20 protein-coding genes, 1 tRNA gene and 4 pseudogenes are annotated in these 23499 nt (G+C 65.1%); 12 read left to right on the top strand and 13 right to left on the bottom strand.

Translation table 11 applies throughout. The features are described 5' to 3' along the window. Positions 1-110 precede the first annotated feature (110 nt). The 3 genes and pseudogenes from M0R88_RS09140 to M0R88_RS09130 form a co-directional block, all read right to left on the bottom strand. Positions 111-1075: pseudogene (locus M0R88_RS09140) on the bottom strand (aldo/keto reductase). Between the two features lie 3 nt (positions 1076-1078). Continuing rightward, the gene (locus M0R88_RS09135) at positions 1079-2251 is read right to left on the bottom strand and encodes an ABC transporter substrate-binding protein (RefSeq protein WP_248656624.1); all 1173 of its coding nucleotides are present in this window, start codon (positions 2249-2251) and stop codon (positions 1079-1081) included. 187 nt (positions 2252-2438) lie between these two features. Then, positions 2439-3143: pseudogene (locus M0R88_RS09130) on the bottom strand (IucA/IucC family protein); the annotation flags it as partial. Between M0R88_RS09130 and M0R88_RS09125 the strand changes: the two are divergent. From M0R88_RS09125 to M0R88_RS09105, 5 genes and pseudogenes are all read left to right on the top strand, one after another. Next, positions 3084-3980, top strand: coding sequence for a type I glutamate--ammonia ligase (locus tag M0R88_RS09125; protein ID WP_248656622.1), 897 nt, complete (start codon positions 3084-3086; stop codon positions 3978-3980). The pseudogene M0R88_RS09130 and the gene M0R88_RS09125 overlap by 60 nt on opposite strands. A gap of 50 nt (positions 3981-4030) precedes the next feature. After that, positions 4031-4324: a hypothetical protein gene (locus tag M0R88_RS09120; protein WP_248656621.1), complete on the top strand. Its 294-nt coding sequence runs from the start codon at positions 4031-4033 to the stop codon at positions 4322-4324. Between the two features lie 127 nt (positions 4325-4451). Next, positions 4452-5476 (top strand): annotated as a pseudogene (locus M0R88_RS09115) (Cdc6/Cdc18 family protein). A gap of 256 nt (positions 5477-5732) precedes the next feature. Then, complete coding sequence (locus M0R88_RS09110) at positions 5733-6038, top strand: hypothetical protein (RefSeq protein ID WP_248656620.1); 306 nt, start codon at positions 5733-5735, stop codon at positions 6036-6038. Positions 6039-6152: 114 nt separating this feature from the next. Beyond that, positions 6153-6845: pseudogene (locus M0R88_RS09105) on the top strand (SOS response-associated peptidase). A 101-nt stretch (positions 6846-6946) separates the two neighbouring features. On the opposite strand, the gene M0R88_RS09100 reads toward M0R88_RS09105, so the two are convergent. Then, positions 6947-8026 (bottom strand): outer membrane protein assembly factor BamB family protein, encoded by a 1080-nt coding sequence (locus tag M0R88_RS09100; RefSeq protein ID WP_248656619.1) that lies wholly within the window; start codon positions 8024-8026, stop codon positions 6947-6949. A 644-nt stretch (positions 8027-8670) separates the two neighbouring features. On the opposite strand from M0R88_RS09100, the gene M0R88_RS09095 reads away from it, so the two are divergent. Genes M0R88_RS09095 through M0R88_RS09085 form a run of 3 tightly spaced genes read left to right on the top strand, consistent with a single transcriptional unit; the run spans position 8671 to position 11738 of the window. Further along, positions 8671-9363 carry a P-loop NTPase family protein gene (locus M0R88_RS09095; RefSeq protein WP_248656618.1) on the top strand — a complete coding sequence of 231 codons (693 nt, stop codon included), beginning with the start codon at positions 8671-8673 and terminating at the stop codon, positions 9361-9363. Then, positions 9350-9634, top strand: a complete 285-nt coding sequence (locus M0R88_RS09090; RefSeq protein ID WP_248656617.1) for a DUF8156 family protein — start codon at positions 9350-9352, stop codon at positions 9632-9634. Before M0R88_RS09095 ends, M0R88_RS09090 begins: the two co-directional genes overlap by 14 nt. Positions 9635-9638: 4 nt before the next feature. After that, entirely contained in the window at positions 9639-11738 is a 2100-nt protein-coding gene (locus M0R88_RS09085; protein ID WP_248656616.1) for a type B DNA-directed DNA polymerase, read from the top strand. Between the two features lie 11 nt (positions 11739-11749). Here the strand turns inward: M0R88_RS09085 and M0R88_RS09080 are convergent, their stop codons facing one another. From M0R88_RS09080 to M0R88_RS09070, 3 genes are all read right to left on the bottom strand, one after another. Beyond that, entirely contained in the window at positions 11750-13039 is a 1290-nt protein-coding gene (locus M0R88_RS09080; RefSeq protein WP_248656615.1) for a serine/threonine-protein kinase, read from the bottom strand. After that, on the bottom strand, positions 13036-13761 hold the full coding sequence (locus M0R88_RS09075) for a hypothetical protein (RefSeq protein WP_248656614.1): 726 nt from the start codon (positions 13759-13761) through the stop codon (positions 13036-13038). Before M0R88_RS09075 ends, M0R88_RS09080 begins: the two co-directional genes overlap by 4 nt. 335 nt (positions 13762-14096) lie before the next feature. Beyond that, positions 14097-14170: transfer RNA gene (locus tag M0R88_RS09070), tRNA-Val, on the bottom strand. A 91-nt stretch (positions 14171-14261) separates the two neighbouring features. Here M0R88_RS09070 and M0R88_RS09065 point away from each other — a divergent pair. After that, a complete protein-coding gene (locus M0R88_RS09065; RefSeq protein WP_248656613.1) occupies positions 14262-14531 on the top strand; it encodes a DUF7538 family protein in 270 nt (89 codons plus the stop codon). Between the two features lie 157 nt (positions 14532-14688). After that, positions 14689-16653 carry an ABC transporter ATP-binding protein gene (locus M0R88_RS09060; protein ID WP_248656612.1) on the top strand — a complete coding sequence of 655 codons (1965 nt, stop codon included), beginning with the start codon at positions 14689-14691 and terminating at the stop codon, positions 16651-16653. Between the two features lie 80 nt (positions 16654-16733). Here M0R88_RS09060 and M0R88_RS09055 read toward each other — a convergent pair whose 3' ends face one another. The 4 genes from M0R88_RS09055 to M0R88_RS09040 all read right to left on the bottom strand — a co-directional run bounded on the left by M0R88_RS09055 (position 16734) and on the right by M0R88_RS09040 (position 20973). Beyond that, the gene (locus M0R88_RS09055) at positions 16734-17528 is read right to left on the bottom strand and encodes a hypothetical protein (RefSeq protein ID WP_248656611.1); all 795 of its coding nucleotides are present in this window, start codon (positions 17526-17528) and stop codon (positions 16734-16736) included. Between the two features lie 136 nt (positions 17529-17664). Continuing rightward, on the bottom strand, positions 17665-18579 hold the full coding sequence (gene otsB, locus M0R88_RS09050) for a trehalose-phosphatase (protein ID WP_248656610.1): 915 nt from the start codon (positions 18577-18579) through the stop codon (positions 17665-17667). A gap of 54 nt (positions 18580-18633) precedes the next feature. Continuing rightward, the gene (locus M0R88_RS09045; RefSeq protein WP_248656609.1) at positions 18634-20178 is read right to left on the bottom strand and encodes an alpha,alpha-trehalose-phosphate synthase (UDP-forming); all 1545 of its coding nucleotides are present in this window, start codon (positions 20176-20178) and stop codon (positions 18634-18636) included. A 492-nt stretch (positions 20179-20670) separates the two neighbouring features. Further along, on the bottom strand, positions 20671-20973 hold the full coding sequence (locus M0R88_RS09040; RefSeq protein WP_248656608.1) for a DUF5789 family protein: 303 nt from the start codon (positions 20971-20973) through the stop codon (positions 20671-20673). A gap of 228 nt (positions 20974-21201) precedes the next feature. Between M0R88_RS09040 and trpB the strand changes: the two genes are divergently transcribed. Next, positions 21202-22368 carry a tryptophan synthase subunit beta gene (trpB, locus tag M0R88_RS09035; protein ID WP_248656607.1) on the top strand — a complete coding sequence of 389 codons (1167 nt, stop codon included), beginning with the start codon at positions 21202-21204 and terminating at the stop codon, positions 22366-22368. A 39-nt stretch (positions 22369-22407) separates the two neighbouring features. Here trpB and M0R88_RS09030 read toward each other — a convergent pair whose 3' ends face one another. Beyond that, positions 22408-22659 carry a hypothetical protein gene (locus M0R88_RS09030; RefSeq protein ID WP_248656606.1) on the bottom strand — a complete coding sequence of 84 codons (252 nt, stop codon included), beginning with the start codon at positions 22657-22659 and terminating at the stop codon, positions 22408-22410. Between the two features lie 61 nt (positions 22660-22720). After that, positions 22721-23155, bottom strand: a complete 435-nt coding sequence (locus M0R88_RS09025) for a winged helix-turn-helix transcriptional regulator (protein ID WP_368409381.1) — start codon at positions 23153-23155, stop codon at positions 22721-22723. Here M0R88_RS09025 and M0R88_RS09020 point away from each other — a divergent pair. After that, positions 23081-23497 (top strand): hypothetical protein, encoded by a 417-nt coding sequence (locus tag M0R88_RS09020; RefSeq protein WP_248656604.1) that lies wholly within the window; start codon positions 23081-23083, stop codon positions 23495-23497. The genes M0R88_RS09025 and M0R88_RS09020 overlap by 75 nt on opposite strands. The last annotated feature ends 2 nt before the right edge of the window (positions 23498-23499 follow it).

The raw sequence follows: 23499 nt of genomic DNA, 5'->3' as shown, positions 1-23499 counted from the left end.
TAGTTAATCGCTTCGGTTTAGGCCTGCCAAAATCGAACCGTTCGCCACTTTCCCGGCGAGACGTATAAATCCACGGAAGGCGCGTCGCCCACGCGAGAGCTACCCGAGCCTCACAGCGTGTGTCTGACCGGTTCGTACGGTTCTTCGAGGTACTCCACGTCGGACGAAGAGAGGTCGATTTCGAGCGCTTCGACGGCCTGTTCGAGGTGGTCGATGCTCGTCGTCCCGAGGACCGGCGCGTCCACCACGCCTTGCTGAGAACCCACGCGAGCGCTATCTGGGCCATCGTCACGCCCTTCTCGGCCGCGAGTTCCTCGACGCGCTCGTTTATCTCGCGGCCGTTCCCGTCGAGGTACGGGTAGAGGTCGGTGTAGTCGTTGGTCCGGCCGCGGGCGGTGGCGTCCAGTTCGGCGTGGGGGCGAGCGAGGTACCCCTTCGCCAGCGGACTCCACGGCAGGACTCCGACGCCGTTCTCCCGGCAGTAAGGGAGCATCTCGCGCTCCTCCTCGCGGTAGAGGAGGTTGTAGTGGTTCTGCATCGAGACGAACGGCTGGAGACCCCGCGTTTCGCTCAGGAGCCGGGCCTCCGCGAGTTGGTACGCCAGCGTCGTACTCGCGCCGACGTACCGAACGTCGCCCCGGCGCACCGCGTCGTCGAGCGTCCGGAGCGTCTCCTCGATGGGCGTCTCGTCGTCCCAGCGGTGAATCTGGTAGAGGTCGATGGCGTCCATCCCGAGCCGGTCGAGGCTGTTCGCCAGTTCCTGCTCGACGGCCTTGCGCGAGAGACCGCGTGCGTTCGGGTTCGACTCGTCCATCTCGCCGAACACCTTCGTCCCGACGACGAACCGGTCGCGGTCGTACTCGGCGAGGGCGTCGCCCAGAATCGCCTCGCTCCCGCCGTCGGAGTAGACGTTCGCGGTGTCGAAGAAGTTGATACCGAGGTCGATGGCCCGGTCGATTATCTCGCGGCTCTCGTCGGCGTCGAGCATCCACTCCTTGCCGTCGCCGAACCCGAGACAGCCCAGACAGATGCGGCTGACCGACAGTCCGGTGTCGCCGAGCGTCGTGTACTCCATCGCTTAGGCTCCTCCGCTCCGGATGTCGGCGATGCGCTGGCGGTCGTAGAGTTTCTCGTCGCAGTCGAACTCGTCGGGGAACAGCTGTTTGGCCGCGCGCTCGGTCTTCGAGAGGTTCATGATCGGCCCTTGATACATGCTCCCCGCAGAGTAGACGTCCCCGTTCCGGACCGCGGTCAGCGTACTCGCGGTGTCGTGGTTCCGCAGGAAGTCGAGGTACGTCGAGCGGAACGCCTCGGGCGTCCGGTGCTGGTCGGTGTAGAACAGCAGGACCTCGGGGTCGATTTCGAGCAGCGGTTCGTAGTCGATGGTCCCGCGGTCGGACGTGAACGTCGAGATGTCCGACCCCGCGAGCGCGTCCTCGACGCCGAGGTCGTTCCAGTGCTTGTACGCCGTCCGGTCGCCGAGTCGGTACGGATAGAACTTCTCCGGTTCGGTCGAGGCCGGCGAGAGGAGCGCGACGGCCGGGCGCTCGTCGGGCAGTCGGTCGGTAATCGTCCCGATGACCTCGTCGTGGAGCGAGGAGAACGCCTCGTATCGGTCGGTGCGCTGGAACACCTGCGCGACCTTCTCGAAGGCCTCGTAGAGGTCGTAGTAGGGGTAGTCGGAGTGCCACGGGTACGTCGAGAAACTGGTGTTGCCACAGAACGGGCCGACGTTCGAGACGATCTCGTCCACGTCCGTCTGCTTCCAGTTCGGGATGAGGTTCGTCATGTAGTTGGGGTCGATGAAGTGAACGTCGGCCCCGAGCCTGTAGAACAGTTCCTTCGAGATGCCGTCCTGCCAGAGCGAGGTCATCTCGTCGGTATCGACCGACAGGCCCGGAACGTCGTCGTAGTGGTGGGTCCGGTACTCGCTGGTGAGGACGACCGCCAGCGGCGGTTCCATCCCGAGCGCGACGCCCATGTCGGCCCAACTCGGGTTCTCCGCGACCCACGCCTGCGGAACCGCGTCGAACGTGACTTTCCCGACCGGGTCGATGGACACCGAGTACGAGGAGTTCTGCGTCGTCGTCTCATCGGTTGTCTCTTCCGTGGTCTCGGTCGTCGTCTCCCCGGTCGTGGTGGCGTTCCCGGACCCACCGCCGGTACACCCCGCCAACACGGTCGCACCGACCGCGGTGCCGCCTTTCAGGAATCGTCGCCGCGTCGCGTCGTTACTGGAGTCGTCGAACATATGGTTTAGGCCAGCCTAAAAGTGATTAACCGCCTCGGTTTAGGTCGGCCAAAACCTCGTCGCTCCATTCTTGTCAAACAGTACTGATGAGTTAGTCGAAACGACCGGCTGGGTCCCTGATGAGCAGAGCAATCTATAGGCACCTTTTCCGAAGGTTTTTGTTTCTTCGGGGGCCGAACTCCCACGGCGCGCGCTCGCCGACGCCGGGCAGGAGGTCGTCTAGCTCGTCGTACTTCGATTCGGGGAAGTAGTAGCCCTGATTGTCCCGGTAGTAGAACCGGTCGGGGTAGCCCTCCTCCAGCGCGAGGACGCTGTTCTGCTGGTGGGCCTCGACGCCCAGCCCGCGTTCGATGTAGAGCCACAGAATCGGCCGAAGCGAGATTTCGAGGTACCGGCGGAACCAGTCGCGGCTGACCGCTTCGGTCGAGCGCCCCTCGCGCTCGGCGAGCGTCCGGACGACGGTGCCGAGCCGGGAGCCGTCGCCCTCGATTCGGTCCTGACAGAGCGCGACCACCGGTCCCGCGTTCTCGGCGTTCGCGCCCCGGAAGACGTTCTCGCGCAGGACGACCTCGAAGCCGGATTCGGACTCGCCGTCGGCCCCCTCGCCTACGTCCAGCGTAAGCGAGGCGGGGCCCCGCACCACGTCGAAGTCGGGGAATCGCTCGCGGAGGTCGTCGCCGAGTTCCGTATCGAGCAGTTCCGCGACGGCGACGCCGCGGTCGAGTTCCGGCCGCTTGTTCGCGCGCTCGGAGTTGGTGATGGCGACGTTGAGCGACCCCTTGACCATGAACGGCGAATCGGGCGCGTACAGCGTCCGGACCGACGTCGTCGGGTGGAACTCCCGGCCGACCCGCCCGAGCGACTGGAGACCGTCCTCGCCGCGGTGGACGCGCTGAAGGCCCAAGACGTCGCCGTCGAGAAGTACTACCCCGAGTACGCGGCGGGCAAGCACGAAATCGTCACCGACCACGAACCCGGCGTCCGGGCGGCCGACCACCACGTCCTCCTGCGCGAGACGGTCGAGAGCGTCGCGCGCGACCGCGGCTACCGCGCGACGTTCCTGCCCAAGCCCTTCGACCACTCGACCAACGGTTGCCACGTCCACCTCTCGCTGTGGGACACCGCTATCGCGGGCAGGAGACCGAACGAGAACGCCTTCCACGACCCGGACTGCGACGGTCTGAGCGACACGGCCCGCCGGTTCGTCGCGGGCGTCCTCGACCACGCGCCCGCGCTCGTCGCGCTGGCGGCCCCGACGGTCAACTCCTACGCGCGACTGCGGCCCCAAATCGGGGCCGCCGCGTTCGTCTGCTGGGGCCGGGGGAACCGCGAGGCACTGGTCCGGATTCCCGCCCCGGAACCCGGCGACGGCGGTGCGTCCACCCGACTGGAGTTCCGCGCGGCCGACAACACCGCGAACCCTTATCTGGCGCTGCTGGGCCTGCTCGCCGCCGGAAAGGACGGCATCGAGCGCGACCTCGAACCCCCGGAACCGGTCTCGGCCGACCCCGGCAACCTCCCGGCGGGCGAGCGCGCCGACCGAGGTATCGAGCGACTCCCCCGGACGCTGGGGCAGGCGCTCGACGCGCTCGAAGCCGATTCGGTCCTGCGGGCGGCGTTGGGCACCGACCTCTTCGAGACGTACCTCGAAGTCAAGCGAAGCCACTGGGAGGCGTTCACCGACAGCGCGGTCTCGTGGGAGCGCGACCGCCTCCGGACCGTGTACTGAGAAGGGAAGGCGCCGACTAGCGGGCCGGAGAGGTCCCACGCCCTAATCGCGTGGCGACCCTTCTCAAACGCAGGCCCGACGATACCACTTCTGCCGAAGAATCGGCCGACGGCATTGAACGGACTGACCGCGAGCAGGACGACGCGGAGTTCTCCGACGAGAGCGACCCCGACCAAGAAGCGTTCGCAGAGGACGAACCCGAGGTCGCCGAGACCGACCGCGACGAAACACCCGAGGCCGGGAGCGAGGAGACCCCGGGTAACGACGAGGCGGAGTCCGCAGAAGCCCTCGTCGTCGGGCCCCGTTCTCCCTCTGCGGGGTCCGTAACGTGCGGAGTTCGGTAGCGGCCGGGCGTCCGCTCCGACCGACTCGAGGATTCGAGACGGGATTCGTCTCGACCCCCGATGGACTTCTGGAAACTTCCGGAAACGACCCGCTTGCTTAAGTCCCGAGAACTTGATACCCGAAGCAATGATAACCGACGCTCGGGTCCTCCGGACTGGCTTCGTCCCCCGAGAAGTCGAACACCGCGACGCCGAAGTCACCCATCTCACCGAAATCCTCGCACCGCTGACCGACGGCAACCCCGCCGACACCACGCTTCTCCTCGGTCCCTCGGGCGTCGGCAAGACCTGTCTCGCCAAGTACACCGCCGAACAGTTGCGCCAAGAAATCCTCGACGTGGAGTACCAGTACGTCAACTGCTGGCAGAACTTCTCCGAGTTTCGGACGCTCTACCGGATTCTGGAAGGTCTCGGCAAGACGGTGGACATCCACCGCCAATCGACGCCGCGCGACGAACTCTTCGAGCGGTTGCGAACGTACGATGGCCCACCGTGCGTCGTCATCCTCGACGAAGCCGACCAACTCGAAGACAAACGCCTGCTCTACACGCTTCACGAACTCCCGCAGTTCTCGATGCTGCTCATCGCCAACCCGAGCGGGAACTGTTCGCCAACGCCGACGAGCGTCTGACCAGTCGGCTCACCGGGTGCGAGCGCGTTCGATTCGACCGCTACGACTCCGAGGAACTGGTGTCCATCATGGACGCTCGCGTGAAGTGGGGTCTCGAAGAGGGCGCTATCGAGCGCGGCCAGTTGGCGACCATCGCCGACGCCGCCGCAGGCGACGCTCGCGTCGCACTGAGTATCCTGCGGACGGCTGCGCGACAGGCGCATCAAGAGTACGAGTCGGCGATTACCGACGAGATTCTGGACGCCTCGATTCCGGAAGCCCGCGCCGAGCGCCACGAGAAAGACGTGGAGACGCTGACGCCCCACCAGAAGACCCTCTACGAGATTATCGAGGAACGTGACGCGATTTCGCCGAGCGCGCTGTACGAGGAGTACCGCGAGCGCATGGACGACCCAAAGACCGACCGGACGGTCCGAAACTACCTCTCGAAGATGGACCAGTACGACATCATCGAGGCGGAGGGAACGAGTCGCGACCGGACGTATCGGTCAGTCTCGGAGACGTTCGACACTATCGAGTGAGCAAATCTACGGATGGAATCAGGTCAGTCACTCTCCAGCCCGAGGAACACAAAAAACACATAACATATTTCTACAACCCTTGTATATGAACCGCCGTATGTTTTTATCGTCATTCGGTGCGCTCAGTATCACAGGTCTTGCTGGGTGTTCTGAGTTCCTCAGCGACGATATTCCGGCCGGGAGTCTCCAATTCGTGAATCAAGATAACCTCCCTCACGTAATCGGTATTTCTGTTGTAGATGTCGGGTCGAAGTCTGTGACAGCAGAAGAGTACGAGGTTGCTGGCGACGTATCCGTGCCACCTCAGCAACGCACGTTGACAGCTACCTCGTCGGTCACCCCCGGTGAAACGCAGACGTTCAAGAATATCTTCACCGAATCGGTCTACTACTTGGTCGAGTTCACACTTGACGGCGCGGTACCCGAGACTGGTGGGCGGATTCCATTCAACCCGTCACCACCTGAGAGGGAGTACGATAGTGTCTTAGGGGGAGTTGAATATGCGTCCGGTGACTTTTCTTATCAAGTTAGTTCGACGGACAACTCTGGCCGATTCGACTAACAAGTAAGTTTATTTATGTATATAGGATGTGTTTTGCGCTATTCTCGGGACGCTTCTCGTTCTATCCGCAGACACGAGCGAGTACCTAATACTTCGGAGCGCGACTAACGAGACATGTGTGGCCGAACCTCGCTGTTCGTCCCTCAGTCGGTCCTCGAAGAGCAATTCGACGCCGAGGCGATCGAACCCATCACGCCGCGGTACAACATCGCGCCGGGCGACGACCTCGCAACGATTACGAACGACCACGCGGACGAAATCGCCCAGTTCGAGTGGGGCTTGCTTCCGGCGTGAGTGGACGATCCGGACGACGCGCCGACGCCCATCAACGCTCGTGCCGAGACGGTCGCGGAGAAGCCGATGTTCCGCGACGCCTTCGCCAAGCGGCGGTGTCTCGTCCTCGCCGACGGCTTCTACGAGTGGAAGGGCCAGCGCGGGTCGAAACGACCCTACCGGATTACACAGACTGACGACCGGCCGTTCGCGTTCGCTGGACTCTGGGAGACGTGGGGCGACTCGGCAGACACGACGCGGGAGACCGTGACTATCATCACGACCGACGCGAACGAGGTAGTCGAACCGATTCACGACCGGATGCCGGTGATGCTCGAAGCGAGCGACGAGCAGACGTGGCTCTCGGCCGACGACGAAGAAGAGTTACAGGCCGTCCTTGACCCGTACCGGCCTGACGAACTCCGGGCATACCCCGTCTCGAAAAAGGTGAACAATCCCGCAAACGACTCGGCCGAGGTCATCGAGGAGATCGACATCGGCGAGCAGGTTGGGTTTGACGAGTTCGGGAGTTAGCCGTAATTCGTAGCACGGCGTCTTGTCCAGTATTGTCGGTTCAACTGTCGCAAGATACAGAGCGTGAATTAAGCGCTACACCGCTCGGCGTTCCGTTTCGTTCATTTCCCCCATACTCGTTCTGCTTCGCGAAGCGGAAGGGCATAGATGTCTTCACCGTGGGTCACGAAGTAGAACGTCTCGTCATACATCGTGACAAGCTTGAAATTGTACTCTGCAATATCCTCTGTTCGCCACTGAAGCTCAGCACGGTCAACATCGAACGCAAACAGATACCGGCTATTCCATCCGTAGAGCGTCTTCTCAACCAGTCCTAAAAATCCAAGAAGTCCTTCTTCAGTTGGGAGACGAAATCCCCATTGGTTTTCTCCACTCGATGCATCGAGGGCCACGATATTCCGTCCACCAACGTAAACTCGATTCTCCGCTACCAACAGTAACGAACCAAGTTCGCTTTTCGGTGTATACTCCCACCGAGCTGTCCCAGTCTTTGGATTAAGTGCATAAATGTTCTCGCTGGCTACGTACAGAGTCTCACTCGCAAGAGTTGATGAGAGCCTGATATCCTCTTGGACAGTAAACGTCCATTGCTTGCGTCCAGTTTCGCTGTCGAACGCATAAACGACGTTACCAACGCTCCCGACGTAGACCAATCCATCCTCGATTGCCATCGGAGCGGTTCCACCCGTGACAGAGAGCGCTGTCTGCCAGCGTCGGGTGCCTGTTGCAGTATCAACCGCGTGCAACGTGCTGTCGTAGCTTCGGATGTATACTGACTCAGTCCCAACTGCTGGCGGCGTCCGGACCGTTTCTTCTGTCGGATAGTGCCAGTATTGCTCCCCGGTGTCGGCATCGAGTGCGAAGACTCCATCTTTGCCAGCGACGTAGACGACTTGTTCTGTCGCCGTGCCGGTAAACAATTCGCGTGGGGCCGAGAACGTCCATTCCTGTTCTCCGGTCTGGCGATTGAGCGCACGAGTTCCGAACTCACATCGGTAGCAGATGGTGTAGACCGTGCTCTGAGTCACCAGTAGCTCTACGGTTTGGTCTTCGCCGTTTTGTTGCCACGTATAATCTGGCGTTGCATCTCTCCACGAAGCAGGAAATTGACTGCATCCGGAGAGGACACTAATACTGGCTGGTACTCCCTTGAGTAGTTCTCTCCGAGTCCAGTCTGGCACACCTCCAGTAACACGACTGAACAGGTATGTTTTTCGACCAGTTGTTCAGCTGAGTTGGTGAACCTGCTAATTGGAGTGGTAGTCGCTGGAGAAAAGTGGTCAACAACGCGGTGGATTGCTACTACAAACCGTCACTATCCCCTATCGGGCACTGTCTAGTTAAGCGATTCTGGAGTAGGCGGGTGGTACAGCGCTTCTCCGACCATGGCTGAATGGAGCAGCTTTCTGAATCTCACGTGAGGTGTTTGGTGAGATCGCCGAATTCACGTTGCTCATGGCTTAGCGGTGCATCGTATCATCAATTAGACACCGATTTCACGGGCGCTGCGACTGATTCATCATCCCACCGTCTATCGGTTTCCCTTATCTAGACAGTGCCCCCTATCGACACGATGAATTCGCACCACGTATTTAGCAATACTACGGTCAAGTTTCGGCGGAAAGATTCGATAACGAAGCGTGTTCTCCAGCCACTGGCAGTGGCTGGATAGTCAGAATCCGTTTTCGTTTCTGGTAACTTCTGGAAACCTCCGTTCACTAGAGCTATCAGCCTGTGTGGGCCTCCTCCCAAGGAGACCGCCGTTCTCGGAACTTCTGGAAGCCGCGCGCCGACGCTTAACGGGATACCGCCTGTAGACATATCTATGCACCCGAGAGGTCAAAACGGTGGGAGAGCAGATCCGGAGCTACCCGAGTTAGAGACGGGCGTCCGTCTCCTCGACGTGGACGGCGACGAGCGAGCGACTGGGCCGCTCCACTCGCTCGTCCTCGACCACCTCCTGATGAACGATGGAAACGCGGTGTGGGTAGACGCGGCGGGTCACGCGGTCTCGCAGTCGCTGGCCTCACTCGCACCGAGCGGGCGGACGCTCGACCGGATTCGGGTCGCCCGCGGGTTCACCGCCTACCAGCACTACAGTCTCGTTCGCAGGCTTCCGGAGCAAGTAGACGAGGACACGTCACTCGTCGTCTGCCCGGCGTTCGACCACTTCTACCGCGACACCGAGACCTATGCTGACGAGGGCGACGAGCTATTCCTCCGGGCGCTGGCGACCGTCGCGAGCGTCGCCGACGAGTACGACGTGCCGGTTCTCGTCACGCGTTCGAAGCAGGATTCGTTCTCAGACCCGCTCGCCGCGGCCGCCACCGAGACGATTCGCTGCGAGCAGACGAAATTCGGACCGCGGTTCGTCGGCGACGAGTTCGAGACGCTGGTCTACCCGATGGAGGACGGCACGGTCCAGACGACGCTTTCGTTCTGGCGGTGTGTCCTCGAAGCACGCGTGTCGGCGGCCGAGACGACCACGACGCCGGAGGTGGCGCATGGGGCGTACTAACCCGACGTTCCGCGACCTACTCACGTCGCTCGAAGACGACTGGCAGGACTACCGCCGGGCACTCCGCCGTCCGGACCAAGACCGCTTCGACCGCCTCTGGGAGGACGCCCGCCAGCACGCCGACGCGGGCGGCTACTTGAACCACCAGAACCCGATGGTCGTCGTCCTCTTCTCGATGCTCCTCGCCCAGGAGAAGCGTATCGAGGACCTCGAAGCAGAACTCGAGGGCGGACGCTCCGAGGCGACCGAGGCAGACGACGCGGCGTCGTAGACAGATGGCCTACAAAATCGACTTCTTCGACGGCGAAGTGGTCGAGTGGACGCTGACCGAGGAGGGCGCGACGAGCGAGCGCGTGCAGGATTACACGCCGACGTTCTACGTCGGCCGCGGCGAGGGCGACGAGCAGTCGCTCGCGGACGCGCAGGCGACGCTCGACCAGTTCCTCACGGTCGCCCGGACGAGCGTCGAGGAGTGGCGGCCGGGCTTCCGCCACGACGCCGAAGCAATGGTTCGCGTCGATGTGACGACAGTCGAAGAGGTCTCACGACTCGCCCGCTGGCTTCACGAGCGGGGCGACCCCGGCGAGTACCGCTGTTTCAACGTCGATTTCTCGCGAGAATTCCGCTACTGCCTCGAAACAGGTCGTTCGCCAGCGCCCGAGCGGAGGGTCTCGACGCTCGCTATCGAAGGGCGAGCGCACGAATTCGAAGACGAGGAGGTGCCCGCGTTGTCGGTCGGCGGCGAACGGGTAGGTCGGTCGCCCGACCGTGCGTTGCCGCGCGTCGAGGAGATCGTCGCCCGCGAGGACCCGGACGTGTTGGTCGTAGACTCGGCGAAACTTCTCGCAGAGTTGCACTCACTGGCCGACCGACTCCGCTACGACCTGCAACTCGGACGGCGACCGGGCTTCCAGCAACTCGCTCGGGAATCGACCTACACCAGCTACGGACGGGTCGGACATTCGCCCGCCCGGTACAACGTGCCCGGACGAGTGGTAATCGACAGGTCGAACACGTTCTTCTACGACGAGACGAATATCGCGGGCTGTATCGACCTCGTGCGACGCTCTGGAAAGCCGTTGCAGGAACTCTCGTGGGCGTCCATCGGGAATGTCCTGACGGCGATTCAGATACGCGAGGCGCTATCTCGCGACGTACTGGTCCCGTGGCAGGCGTGGCGGCCCGAGCAGTTCAAGACGATGCGGCAGTTGAACGACGCCGACCGCGGCGGGTTCACGTTCTCCCCCAACGTGGACGTTCACGACGACGTTCACGAACTCGACTTCTCGTCGCTCTACCCGAACATCATCTGCGAGTACAACGTCTCGCCCGAGAAGGTTCGGTGTAACTGTCACAGCGAACGCGAGGACGTACCGGGGCTTGGGTACTGCATCTGCGACAAGCGCGGGTACCTGCCGGACGTACTACAGCCACTCATCAATGCTCGCGACGACATCAAGGCCGAGATTCGAGAGACCGACGACGAGGAGCGACTTGCCGAACTCGAAGGTCGGTCGGACGCTATCAAGTGGATTCTCGTCTCGTGCTTCGGCTATCAAGGCTTCTCGAACGCGAAGTTCGGGCGTATCGAGTGCCACGAGACGATAAACGCGTTCGCCCGCGAAATTCTGCTCGACACCAAAGAGCGGCTTGAGGACGGCGAGTGGCGGGTCGTCCACGGCATCGTGGACAGCATCTGGGTTACTCCTCGGGAGGGCGTCGAGCAGAAGTCGCTGGACGCGCTCGCCGAGGAGATTACCGCCGAGGCAGGAATTCGGCTAGAGTACGAAGCCGAGTACGACTGGGTGGCGTTCGTGCCGTTACGCGATAGCGAGGCCGGGGCACTGACGAAGTACTTCGGGTCGGTGGCGGACGAAGACGAGTTCAAGTTCCGGGGTATCGAGTGTCGCCAGCGGAGTACGTCGCCGTTCGTCGCCGAGGTCCAGCGGGAGCTGATAGCGGTCTACGACGAGCATCGGTCGCCCGAGACGGTCTGTGACCGTGTAGGAGCGGCGGTTCGTCGGCTTCGAGACGGTGACGTGGACCCGAAGGACTTGGCGGTCACGTCTCGGGTCTCGAAGCACGTCGAGGAGTACCGACACTCGACGCGGACGGTCGCGGCGCTGAAATCGGCCGCCGACGAGGGCCGCGACGTGCGGCCGGGGCAGTCGGTCGAGTACGTCGTCGCGGACGACGCGAAATCCTCTCGGGGCCGAGTGGCGCTCGTCGGTGAGGCCGAGGGGTACGACGCGGAGTACTACGCCGAGCAGGTGATTTGCGCGGCCGAGAGCGTTCTGTCGCCGCTCGGATGGCGCGAGCGCGAGATTCGCGGGTATCTGGCGGAGAGGGAGGACGCGAATCTGAATCGGTATTAGGTTCGCAGTCTTCAAATTTCGAGCGCGTCGAGGACGCGCCGACACGCCGACGGCGCACTCCGAGCGCGGGCGGTCGCGGCGTAGTATCGACGTAGCGGGTCGTCGAGTCGCGCGAGTCGTACCTCGCCCCGATACCGAGCGAGTGCTTCGTCGGCGAAGGCGACTCGACTCGCCGCATCTGCGAGGACCGGGCGGACGAGTTCCGGTCGCGGACTCCCTTCGAGCGCCGTCCGAATCGCTTCGACGGCCTGCGAGCGCACCGTCCGAACCTCCGCCGCGCTCCGAACCCCGAACCGCTCGCCGCCCTCGGTTCGGTCGCGAACGCGGTCGTACGCGAGGAAATCGGTGAGTCCTCGAGTCGCGGCCAACACCGCACCGGCGGGACCGGTCGCGTCGGCGACCGGGTCTGCACTCGACGCCGCGGCGTCGCGGAGTCGATACCGGAGCCACCACGCGATGTCGCGGTCGTTCTCGGTCGGTTCTGGGGGGAGGTCCTTTCGACGGCTCCGGAGGTCGCGCGCGAGACGTTCGGCCGCGGTCGCGAGTCGCTCCTCGACGGTCCCGGCGTCGGACGGAAGCGAGGCCGTGAACTGACCGTACAGATACCGGCTGTCGGCGACGAACGCGGTCGCCTGCTCGGCGTGTTCACCCCACTCGGCGACCGCCAGCAGGGAGCCGTCCTCGACGCGGCCGGACGGCGTGCGAGCGTCGAGAACCCGGTCGAGGTTGCGCTCGACGTGCGCGTGGACGAGCGCCGCGCGGACCGGGTCCGCCCCGAGATACTCGTGGTTCGCTCGAAGCTCGCGGGCCTCGTCGAGTGCTCGCCGATGCTCGGCCGCCAAGTCGCCCTGCGTCAGGTCGCGCTCGACGAATCCCCACCCGGCCGATGCGTACCGGGCGCTGGTGCGCGCCTCGCGGAGCGACCGAAGCGCCGAAAACCGCGTCTGGGCCGTTCGGGCGTCCTCGACGCGTGCCGTCGCGTCGCTGGCGGCGTCCAGCAGTCGGCGTCTGATGTGGCCGTTCGGGACGCTTTCGGGACCGAACGGCATCGGGAGCGTCTCCAGTAGCGCCGTCACGCGCCGCGTCGCTTCGTCCAGTTTCGACCGCTCGATAGTGACGGGAATCGCTTCGGCGACGACCGGTTCGGATTCGCCGTCGTCGGTGACGTCGGGCAACTCATGGCTGAGGACGGAATCGCTGGAATCGTCGCCGAGCGGGCCGAACTCGCTACAGCCCGCGAACAGCGCCACACCGGCGGCCGCCAGAAAGCCCCGCCGCGTTCCGGTGGCGTCTCCCCTCATCGGTCGCTCTCCTCGGTCGGTCCGGCTGTCGTCGTGTCTACTATCGTCGTATCGGCTGTCGTCGTTTCGTCGTCGCTTCCGCCAGCCATCTCGGCACGGACGGCACCGCCGCCGCGGCAGTGACTGCTCCCGCTGATGCTCGACCCGTAGGAGTTGACCGAATCCGCGTCGAGGGCGACGGGGAGACGAATCAGCCGCGATTCGAAGACCGTTTCGTCGGCGCTACACCGCTCGTCGTAGGGGCGAAGCGGCCGCACGTAGTCGGTCTCGATTTTGCCTGACTGCCACGATATCCAGCAGAGGCGCAGTCGGAAGCACTCTTCGACCGGTCTCGTCTCCAAGTAGAGCGTCTCGCTGTCGAAGTTCGTCGCGTCGACGAACGAGGAAACCGCGTCGCCGTCGATACCGTCGGCGACCCCGAGTCGGTCGGCGGTAGACCGTGCGTCGATGACCTCGTACTCGTCGAGCGAGGAAAACGCCTCCCGTCGCGGTGACTCGGTGGTCTCGCGGTCGGGGTCTCCGAGGCGAATCGGCGGCTCGGCGGCCCGTCGGCGGACCATCGGTGGATCGGTCAGGGCGTCGGACTCGGGAACGGCCGACCCCTCGCTCGAAATCGAGCGCGTCGAGGAGGCTTCGCTCCCGGTGAACTGGCTACATCCGGCCAGTCCACCAGCAACTGCTGTCGCTACGTGGAGGAGGTGGCGGCGCGTGCGGGAGACCATCTGAGACGAGTGCCGTTCGAATACGGACGATAAATCCTTTGTGACTTTTCGTCCCGAGAGAGCGATTCGACGGTCTCGCAGTCACGAGAGGGAGCGAGTCGGGAAGACCGTACGGGTTCAGTCGTCGAGAGACTGCTCGGCGAGACTGGACGAATCGAGAACGTTCCGCGATACGTCGAAGTGAGTCCGGGCGGGTTCGAACCGGAGCAAGACGTTCCTGCTCACGTCGTTGCGCGGGCGTGCGTCTTGCAGGGTTCGACCCACCCTGCCGAACAGCAGACACGCGGCGCAGACTCCTCGCTTCGCTCGTCGTGTCGCGCCGCGAGAACTGAGAGTGGGTCCGGGCGGGTTCGAACCGCCGACCTCAGCCTTGTAAAGGCCGCGTCATGACCAACTAGACCACAGACCCGCTACCGGTCACAAATCGCTCGCCGGAAATAACTGTTACCTTCTCGCCCGAGTTCCGTAACCACTACCACGCCGCCCGACTACGCCCCGGTATGGACGAACGAGTCGAGGCACTCGCCGAGCAGAACGGTTGGCAGGCCGAGGGGTTCGCGGCGCGAGTCCACTATCAGGGCGGGAACGACTACTACAGCATCGAGTTCTACGCGCCGAGCGAGTGCGTCCTCTACTGGAAGGTGAAAGGCGACGGCGAGACCGCTGTCCCGGTCGGCCGCGACACGGTGCCGGACCCCCTGCGCGAACGCATCCGGCAGGACTTGGCCGAGGCCGACGTGGACCCCGAGGTCGAGTCGCAGTCGCTGTAGCGCGACCGACCGTTTTCGCCAACAGTTCACACACTATCGCTATTCATAAGTTCACGCTCTGCTTCACTTCGAAGTCCGATGAGCGAGTTCCCCGCCCGACGCCGATGTTTCGATTCGAAGGAAACCTTTTCAAGAGCCGAACCATTTCTGGATGATAATGAGTCTCACTGACGAGGAAGACGACCCGTTCGAGGAACAACGGGAGCAGGCCGAGAACCCGATGAAACGGCTGTTCCTCGAATACGGGTCCGAGAACACGTTCGCGTTCGTCACGGGCGTCGTGGCGAGCGTCTTCGCGCGGGTGTTGAACCTCCTGCCGCCGGTCATCCTCGGTGTCGCCATCGACTCCCTAATCGGCCAGCAGTCGAACCAGATACCGTACGCGGATGCGCTGGCGGGCCAACTCCCGTTCGTATCGAGCGGATTGGTCGCAGCCATCACACCGGCAGGACGGACCGGCCAGTTCTGGTTCTCGGTCGGCGTCGTCGCGGCCGCGTTCGGCGTCGGCGCGGCGTTCCACTGGGCGCGAAACTGGGGCTGGAACTCCTTCGCCCAGAACATCCAGCACAACATCCGGACCGACACGTACGACAAGATGCAGCGGCTGAACATGGACTTCTTCGCCGACAAGCAGACCGGCGAGATGATGTCCATCCTGTCGAACGACGTGAACCGACTCGAGCGGTTCCTCAACGACGGGATGAACTCGGCGTTCCGACTGGGCGTGATGGTTCTGGCCATCGCGGCCTTCCTCTTCGCCATCAACTGGCAGTTGGCACTCGTGGCGATGGTGCCGGTGCCGCTCATCGCCATCTTCACCTACAAGTTCATCCAGATCATTCAGCCGAAGTACGCCGACGTTCGGACGGCGGTCGGCAACGTCAACTCCCGACTGGAGAACAACCTCGGCGGGATTCAGGTCATCAAGACGAGCAACACTGAGAGCTACGAGTCCGACCGAGTCGAGGACGTGTCCAACGAGTACTTCGACTCGAACTGGGGCGCTATCGTCACCCGAATCAAGTTCTTCCCCTCGCTCCAGATTCTCTCCGGACTCGGATTCGCGCTCACTTTCGTCGTCGGCGGTCTCTGGGTGTTCAACGGCGAGGGGCCGTGGTTCTTCACCGGAACCCTCCGACCCGGCGAGTTCGTCACGTTCATCCTGTTCACCCAGCGGTTCATCTGGCCGATGGCGCAGTTCGGCTCCATCATTAATATGTACCAACGCGCGTACGCGTCGAGTTCCCGAATCTTCGGACTGATGGACGAACCGAGTCGCATCCGGGAGGAACCCGACGCCGACGACCTCGTCGTCGAGGACGGCGAAGTCGTCTACGAGGACGTGACCTTCGGCTACGACGAGGAGGAGACCATCGTGAACGACATCTCCTTCGACGTGGGCGGCGGCGACACCCTCGCACTCGTCGGTCCCACCGGCGCGGGCAAGTCCACGGTCCTGAAGCTCCTGCTCCGGATGTACGACGTGGACGAGGGCGCCATCCGCATCGACGGCACCGACCTCCGCGACGTGAGCCTGCCGAGTCTCCGGCAGGCCATCGGCTACGTCAGCCAGGACACGTTCATGTTCTACGGCACGGTCAAGGAGAACATCGCCTACGGCACCTTCGACGTGGACGACGACGACATCGTGGAGGCCGCGAAGGCCGCGGAGGCCCACGAGTTCATTCAGAACCTGCCGGAGGGCTACGACACCGAGGTCGGCGAGCGCGGCGTGAAACTCTCGGGCGGCCAGCGCCAGCGCATCTCCATCGCCCGCGCGGTGCTGAAAGACCCCGAAATCCTCGTGCTGGACGAGGCGACCAGCGACGTGGACACCGAGACCGAGATGCTCATCCAGCGGAGTCTGGACGAACTCACCGAGGACCGGACCACGTTCGCCATCGCCCACCGGCTCTCGACCATCAAGGACGCCGACAAAATCGTCGTCCTCGAAGACGGTGCGATAGTCGAGCGCGGAAGCCACGACGAACTGCTGGACGAGGACGGACTCTACGCCCACCTCTGGGGCGTGCAGGCCGGCGAGATAGACGAACTACCCGAAGAGTTCATCGAGCGCGCGGCCAAGCGGACCGCCAGCGTCGAGACCGACGCGGACGACTGAACTCCGGTTCTCGCAGTTCTATTCGCTATTTTCGCCGGTATCTCCCGCCGCTCTTCTGTCCGCGGTGGTTTCCCCGCCTCTTATCGGCGGCGGTATTTCCCACCGCTCTTGTCACGCTGGAAATCTCGCTGACGGTCGCGCTGGCGGTCGAATTGCCGTTCGTACTCGCGGCGGCGGGTCCGGTCGCGGTCGGACTCGACCTCGCTCCGTCCGGTTCCCCAACTCGGGTCCCAGAGGCCGCCGTACTTGGGGACCTCGCCGTCGTCGGCGTCGTCGCCGCGCTTGCTCCTCGCGTTCTCCTCGGTGCGGCCGCCGGATTCGACTCGCTCGCCGGTCTCGGCGTGCGGTTCGGACGGCTCTCGAAGCGGTTGGGTTCGCTTCGGCGGCGCTTCTCCCGGTGGCGCTTCTCCGGGCGGTGTACCTTCGGTCGGCGCGCGCTCGTCGGGCGGGTCGGCTTGCGGCCGCCCCGCCTCGGCCGGACCCCGACCCTCTTCGGGCGGAGTGCGCCCGGACGCTTCCGGGGATTCGTTTCGGGAGCGGCCCGAGGCGGAGTCGGCACCTCGCGGTGGCGTGCGACCGCTCGGCGGTCGCGAGCCGTACCGCCGGTTCTGGGGCGTCCCGCGCTCGTCCGGCCCGTGTCGCCGGGGCGCTGGCTGACCGGCGTCGGCGTTCCGCGTGCCCTCGCGGGTCTGGGTGGTCGGTTCCCGGCCCGCGTTGGCGTAGGTACGGTCGTCCGCGGACGACGCCCCGGCGTCGGTGGGGTCGGGCGCGCCCGGCCGGTCCTCCGGTCCCGCGCGATTCTCGTCCCCCGCGCGCTTCTCGTCCGGTCCGCCGCGGTCCTCGCGGTGCTCGTCGTCGGCGTCGTCGGTTGCCATGTCGTGGGAGTTGACCGATTCGGCGAATAAACGGGCGCGACCGTTCACACCGTTCGCACGCCGACCCGGAGGTTCAACGGCGCATTACGGAGACGGCGCGGCGGCGAGAGGGTTCGGGACGCGACGCGGCGGCGTCTCACGCGGTGCCGACCGGCACGTTCCGGCGGTCGGCGTCGAGGAACCCGACGCCGTAGTCGCTCAGCCACGTCAGGACGGCCCGGACCGACTCGGGGTCGGCCACGCGATACGGGGCCTCCGTGCCGGGGTCGTCGCCGACCTTGACGCCCAGACCGGGCTCGCCCAGCAGACTGAACGCGGCCTCGTCGGTGGTGTCGTCGCCGACGTAGACCGGGAGCCAGCGCTCGCCGTCGGGGACGAGTTCGTCGTAGAGTTCCCTGACGGCCTCGCCCTTGTCCCACTCGACCGCGGGGCGGAGTTCCAGCACGTCCTTGCCGGTGGTCAGGCGCACGTCGTCGCGGGTGGCGACCAGCGCCTCGACGGCGTTCTCGACCACGGGGACCGACTCGTCGTCCACGAGTCGGTGGTGGACCGTCGCGGTCACGCCCTTGTTCTCCACGATGACGCCGTCCACGTCGGCGAGTTCGTCGCGGAGAAGGTCACAGAGGCGCGCGATGTCCTCCTCGGCGTCGCGGGCGGTCGGGTGGACCTCGTACTCGTCGGCCTGAATTTCGAGACCGTGGTTCCCGGCGTAGGAGACGTCGGGCAGACCGACCCGCTCGCGCACGTCGGCGAGTTCCCGGCCGCTGACGACCGCGACTGCGACGTTCGGGTGGTCGGCCAGCGCCGCGACCGCCTCGCGGGTTCGGTCGGGAATCGCGGCCTCGTCGGGGCGGCGCTCGATGGTCGCGAGCGTGCCGTCGAAGTCGAGCGCGACCAGCAGGCCCTCGTGATTCACGAGTTCCTCCACGATGGCGTGGAGGTTGTCGCGGAGCGGGACCGGAATCTCGTGGTCGGCGTCCGGCGCGGCCTCGGGCGCGGTTTCGGCGTCCGGTTCGTCGGTTCCGTCGTCGGAGTCTGTGGCGTTCGACATGAGAGAGTGATGTCGGTCGAAGTGGCGTCGCGGTCGGTGCGGAACTGCGTCCGGTCAGTCGTCGGTCGCTCGCGGCCCGGCCGTCCGGACCGAGCGACGGCCGCGCTCGATGGCGGCCGCGGTCTCGAAGGTCGATTCCAACCAGTCGTACACGTCTTCGGCGTGGACCTCGCGCTGGAGGTCGGCGGCGCGCCTGCGGCTTTCGGCGCGCGATAGCGAGAGTGCGTCGCCGATTCGGTCGGCGAACCCGGCGGCGTCGTGGGGGTGGACCACGACGGCCTCGTCGCCCAACTGGCCGGTCGCGCCCGCGAGTTCGCTCAGCACGAGGACGCCGGGGTCGCGGGTCTGGGCCGCGACGAACTCCTTGGCGACGAGGTTCATCCCGTCGCGGACCGGGGTCACGAGACCGAGGTCGGCCTCCCGGTAGAGCGCCGCGATGCCCTCCTCGGGCAGGTGGTCGGTCGTGTAGACGACGGGCGTCCAGTCGTCGGTGCCGAACCGGTCGTTGATGCGCTCGACTTCGGCGGCCACGCGGTCCTGCAGCGCGTCGTAGGCCGGGATGCCCGACCTGCTCTCGGTGCCCTTCTGGACGTACGTGAAGTTCCCGCACCACTCGGGGTTCTCGGCCCAGAAGCGTTCGAGCGCGCGGAGTCGCGGTTCGATGCCCTTGGTGTAGTCGAGGCGCTCGACGCCGACCGCGACGGTCTCGCTCGCGTCGATGCCGTGGGTCTCGCGGAACTGGGCCCACCACTCGGTGGCGGCGTCGCTCTCCGCGAGAGCGGCCTGTCGGCCCGCGTCGATACCCAGCGGGAGCGCCCGGACGAAGGTGCGCCGGCCGCGGTAGGAGACGCTCCGACTGGAGCGGTCCACGCGGGCGTCGGTCGCGGCGTCCACGCAGTCGAGGAAGTTCCGGCAGTACGCGTCGGTGTGAAAGCCCACGAGGTCGTTCGCGAGCAGGCCGTCGAGCAGATGCTCGTACTGGGGACAGGCCCGGAACACGTCCCACGAGGGCCACGGGATGTGCCAGAAGTGCGCGAGGAACGCGTCGGAACGCGCCTCGCGGACCCGCCGGGGAGCGAGCGCGAGGTGGTAGTCCTGAAACCAGACCACGGGGTCGCGGTCCGCGTCGGCGGTCGAGTCCAGAATCGCGTCGGCGAAGTCGGCGTTGGTCTCGCGGTACGCGGACCAGAAGTCCTCGCGCGGAGTCAGTTTGGCCGTGTCGAGGTGACACAGCGGCCAGAGGACCTGATTGCTGTACCCCCGGTAGTAGCCCTCGACCTGCTCGTCGGTCAACCAGACGCGTCGGAGGTCGTAGGCGGGGTCCTCGGGCGGGACCGCCACGGCGTCGTCCGGACCGACGACCTCGCGGTCGGCGTCGCCGTCGCCCCACGCGACCCAGGTCCCCTCGGCGGTCTGCATCACTGGGTCGAGCGCGGCGGTGAGTCCGCCCGCCGGTCGGTCCACAGAGACCTCGCCGTCCTCGCGGGCGTGGCTGTACGGTTCGCGGTTCGATACCACGACGAGTTCGCGGTCGTCGCAGAGTTGCGCGACGGTCTCGGCGGCCGATTCGGCCGTCGCCCCTGTCGTGTTCGTGTTCATCCTGAGCGTGTCTCTCCCGTCTCCCCGGCGGGCGGTCGCGACCGCCCGCCAGCAGTGAGTCGTCTACGAAAACAATGCCGATGCGCCGAGATAATGTAGTCGTCCGTTCAGGTTCGTTCACGAACGTTCGGCAGATGGGAACGAGCGACCGCGGAGTTCAGGTGACGCTTACGTGCAAGTAAGCCGCGATTACCGCGAGTTGGCGGCCGAGAGACAGTCGATTTCGTCTGTTCTGCGGCGTTTCTCGGACGGTCGGTTCCGCTCACGACCGCAGGTGAATCGAACTGCTCGGCGCGCGGTGGCGGTGTCGTGCAGGGCCGTCGCAGTGTGGGCAGTCGCGGTCCGGGACGGTCGCGGCACGGGGCAGTCGCAGTGCGGTGCGGCCTCAGTGGAGTTGCGGCGTTGTGCGGTTCGATTGGCGTCGGCAGTAGTTCGCTTCGTACGGGAAAACCGTTTAGTCGATTTTCCATCGACGCCGAGTTCGCGCGTCGCTCAAAACGACACGTCGTTCCGCGTCGAAGCGAACCCGCCGCGGTCGGTGTAGGCCTTCCGGCCGACCGCGCCCTGCCCGACCCCATTCAGGACGGCCTGTCGGACCTCGGTGGCCGACTGGTAAGTGTCGTCGTACGGTGCGAGCAACGTGGCGAGGCGTTCGGTGCCGTCGGGGTACGTAACTTCGTAGTCGCCGTAGGCGTCGGTCAGTTCCTGCATCGTCGCGGGATACTCGTGGTCGTCGAGGAGCGCGGCGAGGTCGCCGAACTCGACGCCCAGTTCGCGGTGAGGGTCTGTCATCATCGTCTGTTCGGGACTCGCGCGGAAAGGCTCGGTGGCCACCGCTACCGATACGGCGGAGCGTCTACAGTGGGTGAAGAGTTCCCTTCGAGAGTTAGAGCGTTTTGCTGGCGGGACTCCCCGGAGCGTCGGGCGAGAACCAACGACCGCGACAGCGCTCGTTTCCGACAGTTCCGTCGGCTGATACGCGGAGTCGTACATTTATGTGCGAGAAGTTCACAATCGTACGACATGGCAGACGATTCCGCGTCAGGCGACTTCGAGGGCTTCGGCGGCCGACACGTCCCGGAGCCGATGGAAGAGCCACTCGACCGACTCGCCGCGGCGTTCGACGAGATTCACGACACCGACCGCTTCCGCGGGCGCTTCCGGGGCTACCTCGAAGACTTCGCGGGGCGACCGACGCCGGTCTTCCACGCCGAGCGCCTCTCCGAGGAGTTCGGCGCGCAGATATATCTGAAGCGCGAGGACCTGCTCCACGGCGGCGCGCACAAGATAAACAACTGCCTCGGACAGGCCATCCTCGCCGAGGAAGCCGGCAAGAGCCGGCTCATCGCGGAGACCGGTGCGGGCCAGCACGGCGTCGCCACCGCGATGGTCGGGGCGCTGTTGGGCATCGACACCGAGATTTACATGGGCGAGAAGGACGCCAACAGGCAGAAGATGAACGTCTTCCGGATGCGCCTGATGGGTGCGGAGGTCACCGAGGTCACGCAGGGCGGGGCCGGACTCGCCGACGCGGTGGACGTGGCGCTCGAAGACTTCGCGCAGAACATGGAGGACACCCACTACCTCGTCGGCTCGGCGGTCGGTCCCGACCCCTTCCCGCGGATGGTCCGGGAGTTCCAGTCGGTCATCGGCCGCGAGGCCCGCGAGCAGATACGGGAGAAAGCCGGGCGGCTGCCCGACGCCGCCGTCGCCTGCGTCGGCGGCGGGTCGAACGCCATCGGACTGTTCCACGCGTTCCGCGACGACGACGTGGACTTCTACGGTGCCGAAGGCGGCGGTGAGGGCGAAGGGTCTGGACAACACGCCGCCCCGCTCGCGGAGGGCGAGGAGGGCGTGATGCACGGCATGAAGACCCGGACGTTGGACGAGGATACCGACGTCCACTCGGTGTCGGCGGGGCTGGACTACCCTGCGGTCGGTCCCGAACACGCCATGTTCGAGGCGGTCGGCCGGTGTGACTACCGGGCGGTCCACGACGACGACGCGCTCGACGCGTTCCGGAAACTCTCGGAGCTGGAGGGCATCATCCCTGCGCTCGAATCCAGTCACGCAATCGCGCTCGCCGAGGAACTCGCCGCGGACATGGACGAGGACGGCGTGATTTTGGTGAACCTCTCGGGCCGGGGCGACAAGGACATGGAGCAGGCCGCCGAGATGTTCGACCTGTAGTCCGGTCGTGAGACTGCTGGTGGAAGTATCGACGGACTCTCAAGCGTAGTAGCGTTCGACGATTTCGAACGCGCTCCATATCGAGACGACGACGGACCCGACCAAGATGAGCCCCGCGAGATAGAACGGAGTCGGGGTCGCCACTCCGAGCGCTCCGAGGAGGTAACTGGCGACGTAGTTGAGGACGTAGTAGACGACGGGTGCGACGAAGAGCAGCGAGAGGCAGACCGCTCCGAGTATCTCCATCCGGTCCAAGTTCTCCCGACTCAGCAGGCGTCCGAGTTCGACCATGCCTCCTGTTCGTTACTCGAACTGATAAGCGTGCCGTCAGCTATCGGGCCGAGTCCGAGGGTCAGTCCGCGACCGCCGAGGCCTCGGTGTCCGGCCGCTCACCCCCGCAGAGCACCTCGCGCGCCTCGGCCGTGAGTCGATTCACGACCGCTCGGCCCTCTCGCTCTCGTTCGATCAACCCCGCGTCTTCGAGGCGCGAGAGGTGGTGGGAGACCGTGCTGGGGTCGCGGTCGAGTTCGTCGGCGAGGAGACCGCCGTGGGTGTCCCCGAGGCGGGCGAGTGCGTGGAGGACCGGCGCGGTCCCCTCGTCCCCCAGCGCCGCGACCAGTTCCGCGTTCTCGGCGCGACCGGGGTAGAACCGGCGCTTGCCCCGGACTTTGACGGCCGTGACCAACCCCTCGTCTTCGAGCACGTCGAGGTGGTGGCGAGCGGTCGAGACCGGCACGTCGGCCGACTCGCAGACCGCCGAGAGGTACGCGCCGGGCGACTCCTCGATGGCCTCGTAGAGCGCCGCGCGGCCCTCGCGGTCCAGCGGGTCGGAGTCGTCCCACCGACTGTACCGGAACGGGGCGGCGAACCGCCAGACGCGGTCGAACCGCTGCCGGAGGCTTCGCCGGACTCCGGTCGGAGTAACGACGACCGACGACGCCGAGGCGAGTCCGGCGTTGCCGGCCAGCGCGAGTCCGTCGGCGAGGTGCGGGAGGAGTGCGGCCGCGGTCAGCGCCCCGACGCCGACCGCCAGTTCCGGACCGCGGGGTTTCGGAGGCGTCCGGCGGTCCGACGGGCCGAATCGGGCGACCTCGCCGGTTTCGACGACGTTCGCCTGGCCGACTACTGACT

This window comes from Halorussus gelatinilyticus (assembly GCF_023238445.1).
In the GTDB taxonomy this organism is placed as follows: domain Archaea; phylum Halobacteriota; class Halobacteria; order Halobacteriales; family Haladaptataceae; genus Halorussus; species Halorussus gelatinilyticus.
This window is presented reverse-complemented; position numbering and strand designations above follow the sequence as displayed.

Coding starts and splice junctions, on each gene's coding strand:
- M0R88_RS09135 (WP_248656624.1), bottom strand. CDS start 2,251: ATGTTCGACGACTCCAGTAACGACGCGACGCGGCGACGATTCCTGAAA.
- M0R88_RS09095 (WP_248656618.1), top strand. CDS start 8,671: ATGCACCCGAGAGGTCAAAACGGTGGGAGAGCAGATCCGGAGCTACCC.
- M0R88_RS09090 (WP_248656617.1), top strand. CDS start 9,350: ATGGGGCGTACTAACCCGACGTTCCGCGACCTACTCACGTCGCTCGAA.
- M0R88_RS09085 (WP_248656616.1), top strand. CDS start 9,639: ATGGCCTACAAAATCGACTTCTTCGACGGCGAAGTGGTCGAGTGGACG.
- M0R88_RS09080 (WP_248656615.1), bottom strand. CDS start 13,039: ATGAGGGGAGACGCCACCGGAACGCGGCGGGGCTTTCTGGCGGCCGCC.
- M0R88_RS09075 (WP_248656614.1), bottom strand. CDS start 13,761: ATGGTCTCCCGCACGCGCCGCCACCTCCTCCACGTAGCGACAGCAGTT.
- M0R88_RS09065 (WP_248656613.1), top strand. CDS start 14,262: ATGGACGAACGAGTCGAGGCACTCGCCGAGCAGAACGGTTGGCAGGCC.
- M0R88_RS09060 (WP_248656612.1), top strand. CDS start 14,689: ATGAGTCTCACTGACGAGGAAGACGACCCGTTCGAGGAACAACGGGAG.
- M0R88_RS09055 (WP_248656611.1), bottom strand. CDS start 17,528: ATGGCAACCGACGACGCCGACGACGAGCACCGCGAGGACCGCGGCGGA.
- otsB (WP_248656610.1), bottom strand. CDS start 18,579: ATGTCGAACGCCACAGACTCCGACGACGGAACCGACGAACCGGACGCC.
- M0R88_RS09045 (WP_248656609.1), bottom strand. CDS start 20,178: ATGAACACGAACACGACAGGGGCGACGGCCGAATCGGCCGCCGAGACC.
- M0R88_RS09040 (WP_248656608.1), bottom strand. CDS start 20,973: ATGATGACAGACCCTCACCGCGAACTGGGCGTCGAGTTCGGCGACCTC.
- trpB (WP_248656607.1), top strand. CDS start 21,202: ATGGCAGACGATTCCGCGTCAGGCGACTTCGAGGGCTTCGGCGGCCGA.
- M0R88_RS09030 (WP_248656606.1), bottom strand. CDS start 22,659: ATGGTCGAACTCGGACGCCTGCTGAGTCGGGAGAACTTGGACCGGATG.